General features: G+C 47.0%; 12 protein-coding genes and 1 pseudogene. 7 read left to right on the top strand and 6 right to left on the bottom strand.

The genetic code is table 11. The annotated features are described in order from the left end of the window. From PN462_RS20100 to lpxB, 5 genes are all read left to right on the top strand, one after another. The coding region (locus PN462_RS20100) for a BamA/TamA family outer membrane protein (protein WP_272130621.1) at positions 1 to 1,900 on the top strand (1,900 nt) is incomplete at its 5' end. 108 nt (positions 1,901 to 2,008) lie between these two features. Then, on the top strand, positions 2,009 to 2,860 hold the full coding sequence (lpxC, locus tag PN462_RS20105) for a UDP-3-O-acyl-N-acetylglucosamine deacetylase (RefSeq protein ID WP_443029240.1): 852 nt from the start codon (positions 2,009 to 2,011) through the stop codon (positions 2,858 to 2,860). 56 nt (positions 2,861 to 2,916) lie between these two features. Further along, complete coding sequence (fabZ, locus tag PN462_RS20110) at positions 2,917 to 3,450, top strand: 3-hydroxyacyl-ACP dehydratase FabZ (protein ID WP_272130623.1); 534 nt, start codon at positions 2,917 to 2,919, stop codon at positions 3,448 to 3,450. Between the two features lie 27 nt (positions 3,451 to 3,477). Further along, on the top strand, positions 3,478 to 4,320 hold the full coding sequence (lpxA, locus tag PN462_RS20115; RefSeq protein WP_272130624.1) for an acyl-ACP--UDP-N-acetylglucosamine O-acyltransferase: 843 nt from the start codon (positions 3,478 to 3,480) through the stop codon (positions 4,318 to 4,320). A gap of 1 nt (position 4,321) precedes the next feature. Beyond that, positions 4,322 to 5,497 (top strand): lipid-A-disaccharide synthase, encoded by a 1,176-nt coding sequence (lpxB, locus tag PN462_RS20120; protein WP_272130625.1) that lies wholly within the window; start codon positions 4,322 to 4,324, stop codon positions 5,495 to 5,497. Positions 5,498 to 5,704: 207 nt separating this feature from the next. On the opposite strand, the gene PN462_RS20125 is transcribed toward lpxB, so the two are convergent. The 3 genes from PN462_RS20125 to PN462_RS20135 all read right to left on the bottom strand — a co-directional run bounded on the left by PN462_RS20125 (position 5,705) and on the right by PN462_RS20135 (position 10,172). After that, positions 5,705 to 6,652 (bottom strand): hypothetical protein, encoded by a 948-nt coding sequence (locus PN462_RS20125; protein ID WP_272130626.1) that lies wholly within the window; start codon positions 6,650 to 6,652, stop codon positions 5,705 to 5,707. Between the two features lie 297 nt (positions 6,653 to 6,949). Next, the gene (polA, locus tag PN462_RS20130; protein ID WP_272130627.1) at positions 6,950 to 9,856 is read right to left on the bottom strand and encodes a DNA polymerase I; all 2,907 of its coding nucleotides are present in this window, start codon (positions 9,854 to 9,856) and stop codon (positions 6,950 to 6,952) included. Positions 9,857 to 9,980: 124 nt separating this feature from the next. After that, the gene (locus PN462_RS20135) at positions 9,981 to 10,172 is read right to left on the bottom strand and encodes a hypothetical protein (protein ID WP_272130628.1); all 192 of its coding nucleotides are present in this window, start codon (positions 10,170 to 10,172) and stop codon (positions 9,981 to 9,983) included. Positions 10,173 to 10,334: 162 nt separating this feature from the next. On the opposite strand from PN462_RS20135, the pseudogene PN462_RS23695 reads away from it, so the two are divergent. Beyond that, positions 10,335 to 10,472, top strand: a pseudogene (locus PN462_RS23695) (DUF5131 family protein); the annotation flags it as partial. 386 nt (positions 10,473 to 10,858) lie between these two features. Here the strand turns inward: PN462_RS23695 and PN462_RS20140 are convergent. The 3 genes from PN462_RS20140 to ilvD form a co-directional block, all read right to left on the bottom strand. Continuing rightward, the gene (locus PN462_RS20140) at positions 10,859 to 11,134 is read right to left on the bottom strand and encodes a YgiT-type zinc finger protein (protein WP_443029239.1); all 276 of its coding nucleotides are present in this window, start codon (positions 11,132 to 11,134) and stop codon (positions 10,859 to 10,861) included. Further along, the gene (locus PN462_RS20145; protein WP_272130630.1) at positions 11,073 to 11,390 is read right to left on the bottom strand and encodes a DUF4258 domain-containing protein; all 318 of its coding nucleotides are present in this window, start codon (positions 11,388 to 11,390) and stop codon (positions 11,073 to 11,075) included. Before PN462_RS20145 ends, PN462_RS20140 begins: the two co-directional genes overlap by 62 nt. Positions 11,391 to 11,491: 101 nt before the next feature. After that, positions 11,492 to 13,177, bottom strand: coding sequence for a dihydroxy-acid dehydratase (ilvD, locus tag PN462_RS20150; protein ID WP_272130631.1), 1,686 nt, complete (start codon positions 13,175 to 13,177; stop codon positions 11,492 to 11,494). 515 nt (positions 13,178 to 13,692) lie between these two features. Between ilvD and PN462_RS20155 the strand changes: the two genes are divergently transcribed. Further along, positions 13,693 to 14,550 carry a pentapeptide repeat-containing protein gene (locus tag PN462_RS20155; protein WP_272130632.1) on the top strand — a complete coding sequence of 286 codons (858 nt, stop codon included), beginning with the start codon at positions 13,693 to 13,695 and terminating at the stop codon, positions 14,548 to 14,550. Positions 14,551 to 14,695 lie beyond the last annotated feature (145 nt).

Genomic DNA, 14,695 nt, shown 5'->3' on the forward strand with positions numbered 1-14,695 from the left:
CCCCGATCTATCTTTCCCCGAAGAAACAACACCCCCCCCTGAATTCGGCCAACCCACAGACTCTCCCCTCGATAGTCCTATCCCCTCTGAACCGGAGGCCGAACCCCAAGTTCTAGTTGCGGAAGTGGTGGTGGAAGGGGAAGGCTTAACGCCAGAATTAGAACAACTGGTTTATAACACCATTGACACCCAACCCGGACGCACCACAACCCGGGCCCAACTGCAAGAAGATGTGAATGCGGTATTTGCCACGGGATTTTTCGCCAATGTGCAACAAGTCCCCGAAGATACTCCCTTGGGGGTGCGCATTACCTTTGTGGTGGATGTGAACCCGGTTTTAGAGGGAGTGGTGGTGCAAACCCTTCCCCCAGAAGGAGAACGAGTGTTGCCCGCGTCAGAAGTCGATCGCATTTTTGGGGAAAACTATGGCGAGGTGTTGAACCTGCGCGACCTCCAGGAAGATGTGGTGGAATTAAATCAATGGTATCAAGACAATGGCTATGATTTAGCCCAAGTGGTGGGCAGTCCGGAAGTTTATGACAATGGGGTAGTTCAATTAACCGTTGCTGAAGGGGTGATTGAATCCATAGAAGTCAAGTTTTTTAATGCCGAAGAACAGGAAGTGGAGGGGCGAACCCGAGAATTTATTATTACCCGTGAGATGCAGTTAGAACCGGGGACCGTGTTCAAGCGGGAAACCGCCCAGGCTGACTTACAGCGCGTGTTTGGCTTAGGACTGTTTGAGGATGCGCGGTTGTCCTTCTCCCCTGGGGATAATCCCTCCCAAGTGGTGGTGAATGTGGAAGTGGTTGAAGGGAGTACCGGATCATTGGCCGCCGGGGCCGGGGTGAGTTCCGCGAGTGGGTTTTTCGGAACCTTGAGCTATCAACAACAGAATGTCGGGGGAAATAACCAAAACTTGGCCGCCGAGGTGCAAGTGGGGACAAGGGATTTATTGTTTGATGTGAGTTTTACAGACCCGTGGATTGCGGGGGACCCCTATCGGACTTCTTATACCCTCAATGCTTTCCGTAGTCAGTCCATTTCCTTGATTTTTGATGAGGGGGACCCGGAACCTGGACAAAATGAAGTGCGTTTACCCAATGGGGACCGGCCCCGTGTGGTGCGGACAGGGGGAGGGATTACTTTTACTCGTCCCTTGATTGAAGACCCCTTTAGTACGGCAGAATGGACTCTTTCGGCAGGTTTTCGGTATCAAGGGGTAGAAATTCGGGATAGTGATGGGAATATTTCCCCACGGGATGAGTTTGGGAACTTGCTCTCGTTTAATGAGAATGGGCAAGATACCTTAACGATGCTGCAATTTGGAGCAGTGCGCGATCGCCGGGATAGCATTCTCCAACCCACCACCGGGTCTCTCTTACGCCTCAGTGTAGACCAAACCCTCCCCATCGGGGCCGGACAAATTACGTTTAGTCGAGTCCGGGGCAGTTATAGTTATTATCTCCCGGTCGATTGGTTCAGTTTGACCGAAGACGAAGATGCCGCGCAAACCCTAGCATTTAATTTACAAGCCGGGACAATTCTTGGCGATTTACCCCCCTATGAAGCCTTTAGTATTGGGGGATCGAACTCAGTCCGAGGGTATGAAGAAGGGGATGTCGGGAGTGGTCGTTCCTATTTACAAGCGACGGCGGAATATCGTTTCCCGATTTTCTCTTTTATCAATGGGGCGTTATTTGTGGATTATGGCACAGATTTAGGCACAGGGGACAATGTACCTGGCAATCCGGCGGCAGTCCGAGGTAAACCTGGAGATGGTTTAGGATACGGGGTTGGGGTCCGCATTCAATCCCCGTTAGGCCCCATTCGGGTGGATTATGGGTTGAATGACCAAGGGGATAGTCGTATTCACTTTGGTATTGGGGAACGGTTTTAACAGTTAACAATTTAATAATAAGCAAGTGAACAATTATCCGTTTAGGTTTGATTGTTTGTTTCTTGCCTTTCTGAAACTATGACCACGAATTACCAACCATCGGGAAAAATGGCTCACCTAGGACTTGCGCGACAACCCACGACTTTGGCAGGGGAGTTGGTACGGACAGGGGTGGGGTTGCATTCGGGACAAACCACCCAAGTGCGGGTATTCCCTGCGGAGGCGAGGGAAGGCCGCTATTTTGTTAGGGTAGATTTACCAGGACAACCCCGCATTCCGGCCAGCTTAGATGCGGTTCACCCAACCCAACTCTGTACCGAATTACAACAAGACGAGGCCAGTGTTCGCACCGTAGAACATTTATTAGCCGCTTTGAGTGGGTGTGGGGTGATCAATGCCCGTATTGAGGTGGATGGGGGGGAATTGCCCTTGCTGGATGGGTCTGCGAAAGAATGGGTAGATGCGATCGCGCAAGTCGGCCTAAAACCCCTGAAAAATGCCCCCCTTCCCTCTACAATAGAAGTCACTGAACCCTACACCGTTCAAGCCGGGGATGCGTTTGTGGTCGCTATGCCCAGTCCTGAACCTCGGTTCACCTACGGCATTGATTTTCCTTACGCACCCATTGGCCAACAATGGTATAGTTGGAATCCCCAGCAAGAAGCCTTTGCTGAAGCCGTGGCCCCAGCGCGAACCTTTGGCTTTGTGGACCAAGTGGAACAGTTACGCCAAGCGGGGTTAATCCAAGGAGGAAGTTTAGACAATGCCCTCGTTTGTGATCAAGATCGTTGGTTAAATCCACCTCTAAGATTTGCAAATGAACCAGCACGTCATAAACTTTTAGACTTAGTAGGAGACTTGAGCTTGTTGGGTCAACTCCCCCAAGCCCATATCCTCGCCTACAAAGCAAGTCATAAATTACACATCCAACTGGCCCAACGCCTAAGCGGTTGCTCCTAAATCGGGCTTGCGGCTTGCTCTCCGTTACCCTTTTAATTTTAGTTGTTGTAAAACCCATGACCATTGTGACCGACGTAAACCAAAAAAGCGATTCTGCCCAACCTACCCTCGACGAAAAATCCCCTAATTCCCAGCCAACTGCCGACGGTGACGCGGTAACGCGGTTTGAGGTTGAAGATATCCAGAAATTACTCCCCCATCGCTATCCCTTTGCCTTGGTGGACCGCATTGTGGACTATATCCCCGGAAAAAAAGCCGTCGGGATTAAAAATGTCAGTATTAATGAGCCCCATTTTCAAGGCCATTTCCCCAATCGGCCCATTATGCCTGGGGTATTAATTGTGGAAGCCATGGCCCAAGTAGGGGGAGTTATTTTAACAAAAATGCCCAATCATGAGGGGGGTTTGTACGTTTTTGCCGGAATTGATAAAGTGCGGTTTCGTCGGCCTGTTTTACCTGGAGATCAGTTACTTTTGACAGTGGAACTTCTCCGCTTTCGGGGGGGTCGTTTTGGGAAGTTGTACGGACGCGCTGAGGTTGACGGACAACTGGCCACAGAGGGAGAAATGATGTTTTCTCTCGCAGAATAGGTGGGACTGGATAATCCCTATCTATCTATGACCAAGCTATTGCATAATCAAACATCTGCCGGAGTGATGCCCTTGAAACCCACAATTCATCCAACTGCTATTATTCATCCGGACGCAGACCTCGATCCTAGCGTCCAAGTGGGGCCTTATGCAGTGATTGGAGAAAAGGTCAAAATTGGGGCAGATACGACTATTGGGGCCCATGTGGTGATTTCCGGCCCGACGGAGATTGGGGTCGGAAATCATATTTTTCCGGGGGCGGCCATTGGTTTAGAACCCCAAGATTTAAAATATAAGGGGGCGGAAAGTCGCGTCAGAATTGGCAATCATAACCGCATTCGAGAATATGTCACCATCAACCGGGCAACGGATGAGGGGGAGGAGACGATTCTGGGGGATCATAATTTATTGATGGCCTATTCCCATGTGGCCCATAACTGCATTTTGGGGAATCGGGTGATTATTGCCAATAATGTGGCCTTAGCGGGCCATGTGGAAATTGAGTCTCATGTGACCATTGGGGGAGTGTTGGGGATTCACCAGTTTGTGCATATTGGCACGATGGCCATGTTGGGGGGAATGAGTCGCATTGATCGGGATGTTCCTCCTTATATGCTAGTGGAGGGGAATCCGGGACGGGTGCGATCGCTGAATTTAGTCGGTTTAAAACGCATGGGAATTACCGGAGAGGAAATCTCCCAACTGAAAAAAGCCTTTCGTCTCCTCTATCGCTCGGATGTGAGTTTTACGCAAGCGGTGGATCAATTGGCTATCCTAGGAGGGGGTGAACCGTTGACCCATTTACAACGGTTTTTACAGTCTTCACTCAATGCAAAACGTCGGGGTCCAATGCCTGGAAGTAGAAAGTAAGATGCGTATTTTTATTAGTACCGGGGAAGTGTCCGGGGATTTACAGGGGGGGTTATTGGTGGACACCCTCCTCCAGCACGCGAAGGCCCAAGGAAAGTCCCTGCACATTGGCGCGTTGGGGGGGACTCGCATGGCGGAAGCGGGGGCGGAAATTGTCGCCCAAACCGCCGGAATTGGCTCGGTGGGTATTTTTGAGTCCTTGCCCTTTATTCGTTCCACCCAGCAAGCACAAACCAAGGCCAAACGCTATTTACAGGAGAATCCGCCGGATTTAGTGGTTTTAATTGATTACAATGGCCCGAATATGATTATTGGCCAGTATTTGCGGCGATATTATCCCCAAGTGCCAGTAATTTATTATATTGCGCCCCAGGTTTGGGTGTATAGTCCGTTTCGCTCTAATACTCAGCAGATTATTGATATTTGCGATCGCATTTTAGCCATTTTCCCCCAAGAGGCGAAATATTTTCAAGAGCGCGGAGCGTCGGTGCATTGGGTGGGCCATCCCATTGTAGACCGCATCCAAGGGTTCCCCTCTCGGCAACAGGCTCGGAGTCAGTTAAATTTAGACCCAGATTGCCCTGTTATGGCACTGATCCCGGCTTCTCGGCGGCAAGAGGTTAAATACCTCGTCCCGTCCATTTTTGCAGCCGCACAGCGCATCCAGGGGCAAGTGCCGGAGATGCAGTTTTTAGTCCCTCTGTCGTTACCTAGTTATCGGCAGGATATTCAAGGGGCCATTGAGCAGTATCAACTGAATGCGCGTTTAATGGAAGATCAAAGCCTGACGATGATGGCGGCGGCGGATTGCGCGATCGCCAAATCCGGTACAGTGAATTTAGAATTGGCTCTACTTAACGTGCCACAGGTGGTTGTGTATCGCTTACATCCCATAACCATGTGGATTGCACGTTATATTTTATGGGTGAAAGTCCCGTTTGTTTCTCCAGTTAATTTAACCTTGATGGAGTCTCTCGTGCCAGAATTATTACAGGAGGAGATGACTCCAGACCGCATTGTTCAGGAGTCAATGGAGTTACTGTTTAACCCCATTCGTCGGGAGAAAACCCTACAAGGGTATCAGCGTATGCGAGAAGCGTTAGGCAGTCCTGGGGCTTGCGATCGGGCTGCTTCCGAAATCCTCACCTTCGCCGAGCAAGTAAATGAGTGTGAATAGGGGAGATGGGGGAGATGGGGGAGATGGGGGAGATGGGGAGTAACAACTGATTACTGTTTACTGATTACTGTTTACTGATTACTGTTTACTGTTTACTGATTACTGATTACTGTTTACTGTTTACTGTTTACTGTTTACTGATTACTGTTTACTGTTTACTGTTTACTGTTCCCTTTTTCACAAACAACCAACAACCAACAACAAAAACTAACTCTTAATATCCTTCCCATAAACAGTAGCATATTGCTTTAACGCTTCATTAAAAATTTGCGCCACACCCGTCCCTTTCGCAGCACTCACCAACTCAACCGAAAACTCAATTTGATGCTCCGGGTTAGTAATATTTTCATAAGCATCCTGAATCGAATATTCAACCCGTTTAAACAAATTGCGTGCATAATCATTCACATTCGCTAAACTCACCCCCGGAATACATCCCATCGCCACCACAGTTTCCAATAAATCCATCTTATTAATAATCAGCTTTACACCAAGCAAATTACTACTATAAATCGTCGCAAACACAATCTCTAAAATCGCCGGAACCAGATATTCTAGCTGTTGCTCAACCCGCTTCCGAACCTTCGCCTCCGTATCTACCGCCAACCAATCAATTAACTCCTCACTATTTAACGGTTGACCATTTTTTTCAATACGGGGAGCAATATCCACAATAAAAAAGACCACATTCACTAACCGTTTTCCGGGTTGTCCAATCACTTGAGGAGAGGCATTTAACGTATTTTGCGACGGAGACTGGCCTTGATAATCTGAGATAATAACCCGACAACGCCGTTTAGTTTCTAAATCAATGTACTTTTCGCTGATATAATGAGCAAAATATTTAGTTGATTGTTCGGGACGAACTTCTCCCCCCAACCAAGTTTTAATTAATGTTGTTTTTCCACTTCCGCCGCGGCCATAAAGATAAAACCGACAGGCAGCTTTTTTGAGGCTTGATTTGGTGCTAATCGCTTCAATAAAATCTTGGTAAATCTCCGTCGTTGTTCCCACCGAAATTAACACGAAGAACACAGAGAGTAAAATACTAATTAAAATCGGCCCAGTAGCTGTTCCTAAGCCACTCGACCAGACTACGGCCACCATAGCACCAACAACCAACACCACAAAAATTAGTATTTTACGTCCTGTCATTGTGCAATTTCCTACTGCAAGTAAAGTAAATGGACTGCATTTTTGGGGGGTAGGGGTTTACAGAAAACAGTCTGTCACCCAAAACACAGAAAAAGTCCGAAAAATCACGCCGAAAAACTACAGTTGTCTAAGAGTAATGGGTGTACTCAGGAATCCACATCAACTTAGGGAGATCAAGGTTAAGCGCGTCATGCCCTTCAAGCGATTATCGCCAAAAATAACATTAGGTTAGACCGAATGAAAGCGATCGCGCAATCAGTTCGCAGATGATTCTATCAGAAAGTTTCCCACTTGCCGTCATTTCACCTCCATCCAATTTTCCCCTGTGCGCACTTCTACCACCAGAGGAACGCTTAATTCAACCGCATTTTCCATGGTTGTGCGAATTTTTTCCCTTAAATCAGTTAATTCCTGGGGGGGAACTTCCAAAACTAGCTCATCATGCACTTGTAACAGTAACTTAGCCTGGTAATCCTGCAAAATCTCGTACAGTTTCACCATCGCAATCTTGATAATATCAGCACTAGAGCCTTGAATAGGAGCATTAGCAGCCCCACGGAGCAATTGTGCATCCTCCTTCGAGAGTCGTTTCAGACTATCCAGTTGTATCTCATCAGGAGAACAACCTTGCAGGGTTCGGAGGGTTTCGCTTTCAAACTGGAAGTAACGCCGACGATGATAGAGTGTTTCTACATATCCTCGTGCAATAGCCTCCCGTTTTTGCGCCTCCAAATAGGCAAAAACCGCCGCATATCGCTCCCGATAGCGATCAATGAACAATTTCCCCTCCGACGCAGAAACCCCGGCCTCTCGCGCAAAACGCTGCGCTCCCATGCCGTAAATTACCCCAAAGTTAATGGTTTTCCCTAAACGTCGTTCTTCTGCTGTCACCTCCTCTTTCTCTTTCTCAAACAGTAACTGTGCCGTGACTGTATGAACATCTTCATAATTGTTATACGCCTCCACTAACACCTGTTCCTGACTAAAATGAGCCAAAATTCGTAATTCAATCTGAGAATAGTCCGCAGACACCAACACCCAGTCCTCACGGGGTACAAACGCCTTGCGAATTTGTCGGGAAAACTCACTACGAATCGGAATATTCTGCAAATTCGGATTAGACGAAGACAGTCTCCCTGTACTCGTCACCGCTTGATTAAAGTCCCCATGAATTCGCGCAGTTTCCGGGTTAACCAAAGACGGGAGAGCATCTACATAGGTGGATTTGAGCTTCGAGAGAGTCCGATGGTCTAAAATGTGGTCAATCACAGGATGATCTCCCTGTAGTTGTTCCAACGTAGAATGATCCGTCGAATATCCGGTTTTGGTTTTCCTTTTCGGCTTCAGTCCCAACTTCTCAAACAGTAACGCACTCAGTTGTTTAGGAGAATTGAGATTAAATTCTTCTCCTGCTGCATCATAAGCATTATTTTCAATGTGCTGTAACGTCTCCCCCAGTTGTTGGGATAAATTACTCAGATACTCTAAATCAACCCGAATTCCCTGATATTCCATCTCTGCTAACACTGGTTCTAGGGGTTGCTCAATCTCCTTTAACAGCGTTTTCAGTTGGGGAAATTGAGCCAGTTTTTCCTGTAAGGGAGCAACTAAACTAAAGGTCGCATACACATCCCAACCGCAATAAATCGCCGTTTTCTCAATGGATAAATCCGCAATGGTTTTCCCCTTGGGGATATCTAAATCTTTATAACTTTTTGCTTCAATGTTCGTCAAATATCTTAAAGAGAGATCAGTTAAATTATGGGACTCATCCGGGTTGAGGACATAACTGGCCAAAAGGGTATCGAGTACCACCCCCGCAAGATTAATTCCCTGATACCGCAACACCAAACGGTCAAACTTAGAATTTTGTAAAACTTTCGGATAAGTTTCACTTTCAATGATAGGACGGAGTGCCGTTAAAACGGTCTCTTGGGGGAGTTGTTCCCCTTGGGTATGACCCATAGGAATATAAGCCAATTCCTCCGCATTTTCTCCCCAACAACAGCCAATTCCTACTAGGGTTGCAGTGCGGGGATTGAGGGTTGTGGTTTCGGTGTCCCAAGCAACGGGAGTGTCTTGACTGGTGCAGGTTTGCAGCGTTTTTACAAGGGTTTTTAATTGGGCTTCCGTCGTGATAATTTGAGGAGTAATAGTAATAGTAGCTGTTTCTTGGCTGGCTGTATTTAAGGTGTCTTCGTAACTGAAAAACCAAGTATCTTCACCCTCTGTTTTAGTTGGGTTAAGGGGAGTATTTTCTTCTTTAATTTCACCTCCCAATTGTTCGTGTAGTTGGTCGATTTGTTGAATAAATTGATTTAATTCTAGTTCTTCTAGGAAGGGTTTCACTAAGTTGGGATCAAACCCCGGTAATTGTAAGTTTTTAACGGGTAATTCTAGGGGAACATCTTGCTGAATAGTGACCAGAAATTTAGCCTGTTGTGCGTCTTCTCGTCCCGCTTCTAGCTTCTTGCGAGCCGCCCCTTTGATTTGTGCTATATTGTCATAAATATCTTCTAGAGTGGGGTATTGGTTTAAGAGTTTCGCTGCGGTGACAGGACCAATGCCACTCACTCCAGGGATATTGTCCGAGGAGTCCCCACAGAGGGATTTATAGTCGATGACTTGTTGGGATTTAACCTTTAATTTCTCAATAATTTCCGCTTCTTGATATTCCGTCCAGCTTTCCTTGGCTTTGCGAGTCGCACCGCGATCGAAAAGCAGTACACTAATCTGACGCTGATCATCCACCAGTTGCAGTAAGTCTTGGTCCCCCGTGAGAATTTTTACCTGATACCCCTCACGAGTCCCTTGTTGAGAAAGCGTCCCTAGAATATCATCCGCTTCATACCCCGCTTTCGTCACCATAGGTAAATTGAGCGCAGAGAGGAGTTTATGGAGGTTAGCGAGGTCGGGGACGAAATCCTCTGGAACTTCCCGTCGTTTGGCTTTATACTGAGCGTAGGCTTCATGTCTGAAGGTGGGTTCACTCCGATCAAAGGCAATAGCGAGGCGTTGCGGTTGTAGCGTCTTCATCACCTGCAACAGCGACTTGAGAAACCCAAAACAAATATTAGTCGGCACTCCCTGAGAAGTCTGCAACCCCTTGATAGTCCCTCCCTTGGTAAACGCATAAAAAGAGCGAAATGCGAGGGAATGACCATCGATGAGTAAGAGAGTGGGAAGGGAAGTAGAGTCCGTCAAGATTACCGTACAACAAAATACACCTCTCCCATTGTATCGGGGTGAGAGACTCCTGTGGCATCAAAAACAGTGGACACGGGGAAACGTCTCCCGGTCCTACCTGAGTCCAGTTCATTAACTCAAATTAATTCACCTGACTGATCCAACTCCGACACTTTTCCCAAATGGCTAACTCTGATTTCCATTTTTCTAACTCTAATTTTAAGCGTGTCGGGTCTCCCACATAGGTATCGAGGATACATTGCCTCTTGTCTATTTTTTTCTGGAGGACTTCCGTTTCACGGTCGATTGCGGCTTGTATTTCTGCTAGGTTCATGGGACTCAATTGGGGCAGTGTGCATAATCCTCATCACAGAATATCACTTTCCCTGTCTTCCGTTAGGGGGGGGGCGGCCTTTTCTACTGTGATCTAGCGAGCCGATTTATTGAATCTTTTTTCAACTTGAGTTAGTATAGATAACCTAGTAAGTTGTAGGCTATGGTTAGCACACACACCGGAATTGAATAGACCGATCGCACATGGAATCCGACGACAGGCTGTACCAAAGTCAGTCCGGGTTGTACCCATTGCTATGCCGAAGCCATTACTCAGCGTTTTACTTCCTCTGCTAGTAATCCACAACTATTTTTGGAGGTTAAAAAAGTGTCGAGGAAATCAAATGGTACAAAATACTAGATGCCACAAAAACTTCAGAGGATAATCTAGTTATTCCTTACCATGCTGGCATTCCAGTTTCGGTGATTTTGAATTTTGACGAGTCAATTAAACAACAAAATCCTTTGCCTGAATTTCTGCATTAACACTCAGTAAAGGACAATCACGCAACACCTCTAATCGATATGCAGCAATCTCTGCATCTCCTCTAGAGACTTCATTGAACACAACTAACAACCATCGGTAATTAAGCCGACCGAATCGCCTAATCCTGCCCCGATAATAGCATAACTGGGTCTAACATTAATATGATGCGAGCTTTTTACATAATTCCTACTCTTAGGGTACTACACAAAATCATAAACTGGAGTTTCAATAAAATATTTTGGTTCTTCTGCGTTGAAAATAATCTGCTGAATGCGCTCAACGGTGTCAGGAGCAAAGAAGTTTTCTCCTGTGTCTGGATTGACTCTAGCAGGTACATTTTCGATTACAAAGACTTTTCCTTTAAACTCTATAGCATAAGTAACGGTTGTCTCAACCAATAATTCATCTTGATAATTATTCATTATCATTTCTCCTTTGATTAAAGTTATCAGACCATCTAGTTCGGTCTGGTTCATATAAAGTTATAATTTTGAGCAATGGGCGAGAAGGATAACTGCATTGAAGGTGAATAGGACGTTTTTTTTGAGTTAACCCACTAATTAAACAACTTGCTCCATATTTATCATCTGGATAGTCTTCGATAATTTTACCGACTAAAACAGCTTCTTTAATTTCTTGTATTCTAATATTTCTGATAATGGATTGATCTGTAGCGTGTTTAGATAGTTCAAATTGATTGTCCGCAAATTTTTTGCGTATTTCTTCAATCATTCTTAGGGATGAGAAGTTTATGAAGATTAAGATAACCTATCACGATCGCGCTCATACTGACGGTGACAAAAAAGAGGTGGGCAATTGCCCACCCTACAATTCTAGAATAAATCCTTATCCGTGACTGCTCCGACGTGACTAGAGGAGACTAACTTCGCATACTTGCCTAAAACCCCTGTGGTGTAACGGGGTTTGGGGGGTTGCCAGTGGCTGCGTCGTTGGGCCAACTCCTCGTCAGAAACGTGGACTTGTAACAGACGTTGGGGGGCATCAATGGTGATGGTGTCGCCCTCTTGGACTAAGCCAATATTGCCGCCCACTGCCGCTTCTGGGGCAACGTGGCCGACGACTAGGCCGTAAGTTCCCCCCGAAAAACGACCATCGGTAATTAAGCCGACTGAATCGCCTAATCCTGCCCCGATAATAGCAGAAGTAGGAGCTAACATTTCCCGCATTCCGGGGCCACCTTTCGGGCCTTCATTGCGGACAATAATCACATCTCCAGCGTTGATTTTGCCCGCTAAAATAGCATCTAAACAATCTTCTTCCGACTCAAAAACGCGGGCAGGCCCGGTAATTTTCGGTTTTTTCACACCGCTAATTTTCGCCACTGCGCCATCTTCAGCTAAATTGCCTTTCAGAATAGCCAAATGTCCCGCAGCATACATGGGATTATCCCATTGACGGATCACGTCTTGGTCAGTCGGTGGGGTGTCGGGGACATCTTTGAGGACTTCGGCAAGGGTTTCCCCTGTAATGGTTAGGGTATCCCCGTGGAGTAAGCCATGATTGAGTAACATTTTCATAACTTGGGGAATACCACCGACATTGTGTAAATTGGTGGTGACGAAACGGCCACTGGGTTTTAAGTCGCAGAGGACGGGGACTTTGCCGCGGATGGTTTCAAAGTCGTCGATGGTTAAATTAACGCCGATGGTATGAGCGATCGCCAGCAAATGTAACACGGAATTGGTCGAACCGCCCACCGCCATAATCACCGCGATCGCATTTTCAAACGCCTTCCGAGTTAAAATATCCTTGGGTAAAATCTGCTTACGAATCGCCTCCACTAACACTTCAGCCGATTTCGCCGTACTCTCTGCTTTTTCAGCATCCTCCGCGGCCATGGTCGAAGAATAAGGCAAACTCATCCCCATCGCTTCAAAAGCCGAGGACATAGTATTGGCCGTAAACATCCCCCCACAAGACCCCGCACCGGGGCAAGCATGGGTTTCAATGCCCTTGAGGGTGGTATCATCCATCTTGCCCGCACTGTGCTGGCCGACAGCTTCAAAAGCACTGACAATGGTTAAATCTTCCCCTTCATAATGACCCGGTTTAATCGTCCCCCCATAGACAAAAATCGCCGGAATATTCAGTCGCGCGATCGCAATCATTGCCCCCGGCATATTCTTATCACAACCGCCAATGGCCAACACCCCATCCATACTTTGACCATTACAAACCGTCTCAATGGAATCCGCAATCACATCCCGAGACACCAGAGAATATTTCATCCCCTCAGTCCCCATAGCAATCCCATCAGAAATAGTGATTGTCCCAAAAATCTGCGGCATCGCCCCATTTTGACTTAAACAAGACTCTGCCCGTTGTGCGAGATCATTAATGCCCATATTACAGGGGGTAATAGTACTATACCCATTCGCCACCCCCACAATAGGCTTCGTAAAATCCTGATCCTCAAACCCCACAGCCCGCAACATGGCACGATTGGGGGTGCGTTGTACCCCTTGGGTAATAACTTGACTTCGACGATTCTCTGACATAGTATTGCTGACTTTACTCTGAATTGATGCGTTCTTGTTCTATTGTCCTAGGTGAACGGGGAATTTAGCTGGAATTCCCCTGAGCTTATTGACATCCACACGGGAGTCCCACTGCTTCTACCAGGGCCAACTAGACTCGCCTTAAAGCAAATCCCCGTCGCATCCTCGACCCAGACATTTTCTGTTATGTCCACGATTTGTCCAACCGCAGAAGGTCTGCTGGCGACGCTAAGATAATTGTACAAAGGAAAACGCCAGAATCGCGCTTCCCCCTCCACACCCCCCCACCTCACAAGAAGTCCAACCACCCAGTTAATTGAGGACGATCAATGTTTTACGATAGAGAAAGGATTGATGATCCCAAACCAAAACTCAATACCACCTGGCCCAAAACCCTTGATTAAAACCCCCAACGCCCTAAACCCCAAAGCCATTTCTCAACTCACGGGACAAATTCACAAATCGCCTTATCGTGCGAGACAATCATAAAATACAAGGAAAAGGTTTAGTTAAGAATGGAAGCTGGAGAACTCCTAAAACGGTATGCTGCGGGTGAACGAGATTTTCGAGGCGCGAATTTACAGGGTGCGTTTCTCGGAGGGGCTGATTTAAGCGAAGCCAACTTACGCGAAAGCGACTTAGGTGGAGCAAACCTCATTGGGGCCAGTCTCATTAGAACTAACCTCCGAGAAACCAATCTCAGTGACACCCACATGGAAGCCAACCTCACAGAAGCCAACCTGATCAGTGCCAACCTAAGTAATTCTAATCTGACCGGAGCCAAGTTAGTTGATGCGAGTTTGCGGGCGGCTAACCTCAAAGGGGCGATCCTCAAAGCCGCCGATTTGAGTTACTCTGTCCTCAGTGAAGCCGACTTACGCGATGCAGACTTAACCCGGGCCAAACTATTCGAGGCCAACCTAGGGCGGGCCAAAATGATGAAAACCATTTTAGTGAGTGCTGATCTTCAACATGCCAATCTCACCAACGCCATTCTCATGCACGCCAACCTCGAACGAGCCAATTTATCAGGGGCTATTCTCAACGGTGCAAATGCCACCAATGTAAATGCCGTAGAAGCTGATTTCAGTCGCGCCCACATGAGTAGCTCTAATTTAGCCAATATTAACCTACAGGGGGCAAACCTGCGAGCCTCTCATATCACCTGGACTACCTTACGCGGGGCTGATCTCTCCTTCGCCAAGCTCTATCGGGCTAAACTCTGTTGGTCTAATTTAACCGGAGCAAAATTAGTCGAAGCGGTGTTACTCGATGCAAACCTCAATGAAGCCAACTTCCGAAATGCCGATATGCGGGGAGCTATCATGCCCGATGCGGGAACAGGTGAACCGACTTTAAAAATGGAAGAATAACCTCTTAGGAGGAGTTGATAGTTGATAGTTGAACAACAGGGAGATAGAGGAGATGGGGGAGATAGAGGAGATGGGGGAGATAGAGGAGATGGGGGAGATAGAGGAGATGGGGGAGATAGAGGAGATGGGGGAGATAGAGGAGAAG

Origin of the sequence: Spirulina sp. CS-785/01 (assembly GCF_028330525.1) — a bacterium.
In the GTDB taxonomy this organism is placed as follows: Bacteria; Cyanobacteriota; Cyanobacteriia; order Cyanobacteriales; family Spirulinaceae; genus JAQMSD01.

Excerpts from the sequence above, each read along its gene's own strand:
- PN462_RS20140 (WP_443029239.1), bottom strand. The coding sequence starts at position 11,134 with ATGAACCAGACCGAACTAGATGGTCTGATAACTTTAATCAAAGGAGAA.
- PN462_RS20145 (WP_272130630.1), bottom strand. The coding sequence starts at position 11,390 with ATGATTGAAGAAATACGCAAAAAATTTGCGGACAATCAATTTGAACTA.
- ilvD (WP_272130631.1), bottom strand. The coding sequence starts at position 13,177 with ATGTCAGAGAATCGTCGAAGTCAAGTTATTACCCAAGGGGTACAACGC.
- PN462_RS20155 (WP_272130632.1), top strand. The coding sequence starts at position 13,693 with ATGGAAGCTGGAGAACTCCTAAAACGGTATGCTGCGGGTGAACGAGAT.
- lpxA (WP_272130624.1), top strand. The coding sequence starts at position 3,478 with ATGACCAAGCTATTGCATAATCAAACATCTGCCGGAGTGATGCCCTTG.
- lpxC (WP_443029240.1), top strand. The coding sequence starts at position 2,009 with ATGGCTCACCTAGGACTTGCGCGACAACCCACGACTTTGGCAGGGGAG.
- lpxB (WP_272130625.1), top strand. The coding sequence starts at position 4,322 with ATGCGTATTTTTATTAGTACCGGGGAAGTGTCCGGGGATTTACAGGGG.
- PN462_RS20125 (WP_272130626.1), bottom strand. The coding sequence starts at position 6,652 with ATGACAGGACGTAAAATACTAATTTTTGTGGTGTTGGTTGTTGGTGCT.
- fabZ (WP_272130623.1), top strand. The coding sequence starts at position 2,917 with ATGACCATTGTGACCGACGTAAACCAAAAAAGCGATTCTGCCCAACCT.
- PN462_RS20135 (WP_272130628.1), bottom strand. The coding sequence starts at position 10,172 with ATGAACCTAGCAGAAATACAAGCCGCAATCGACCGTGAAACGGAAGTC.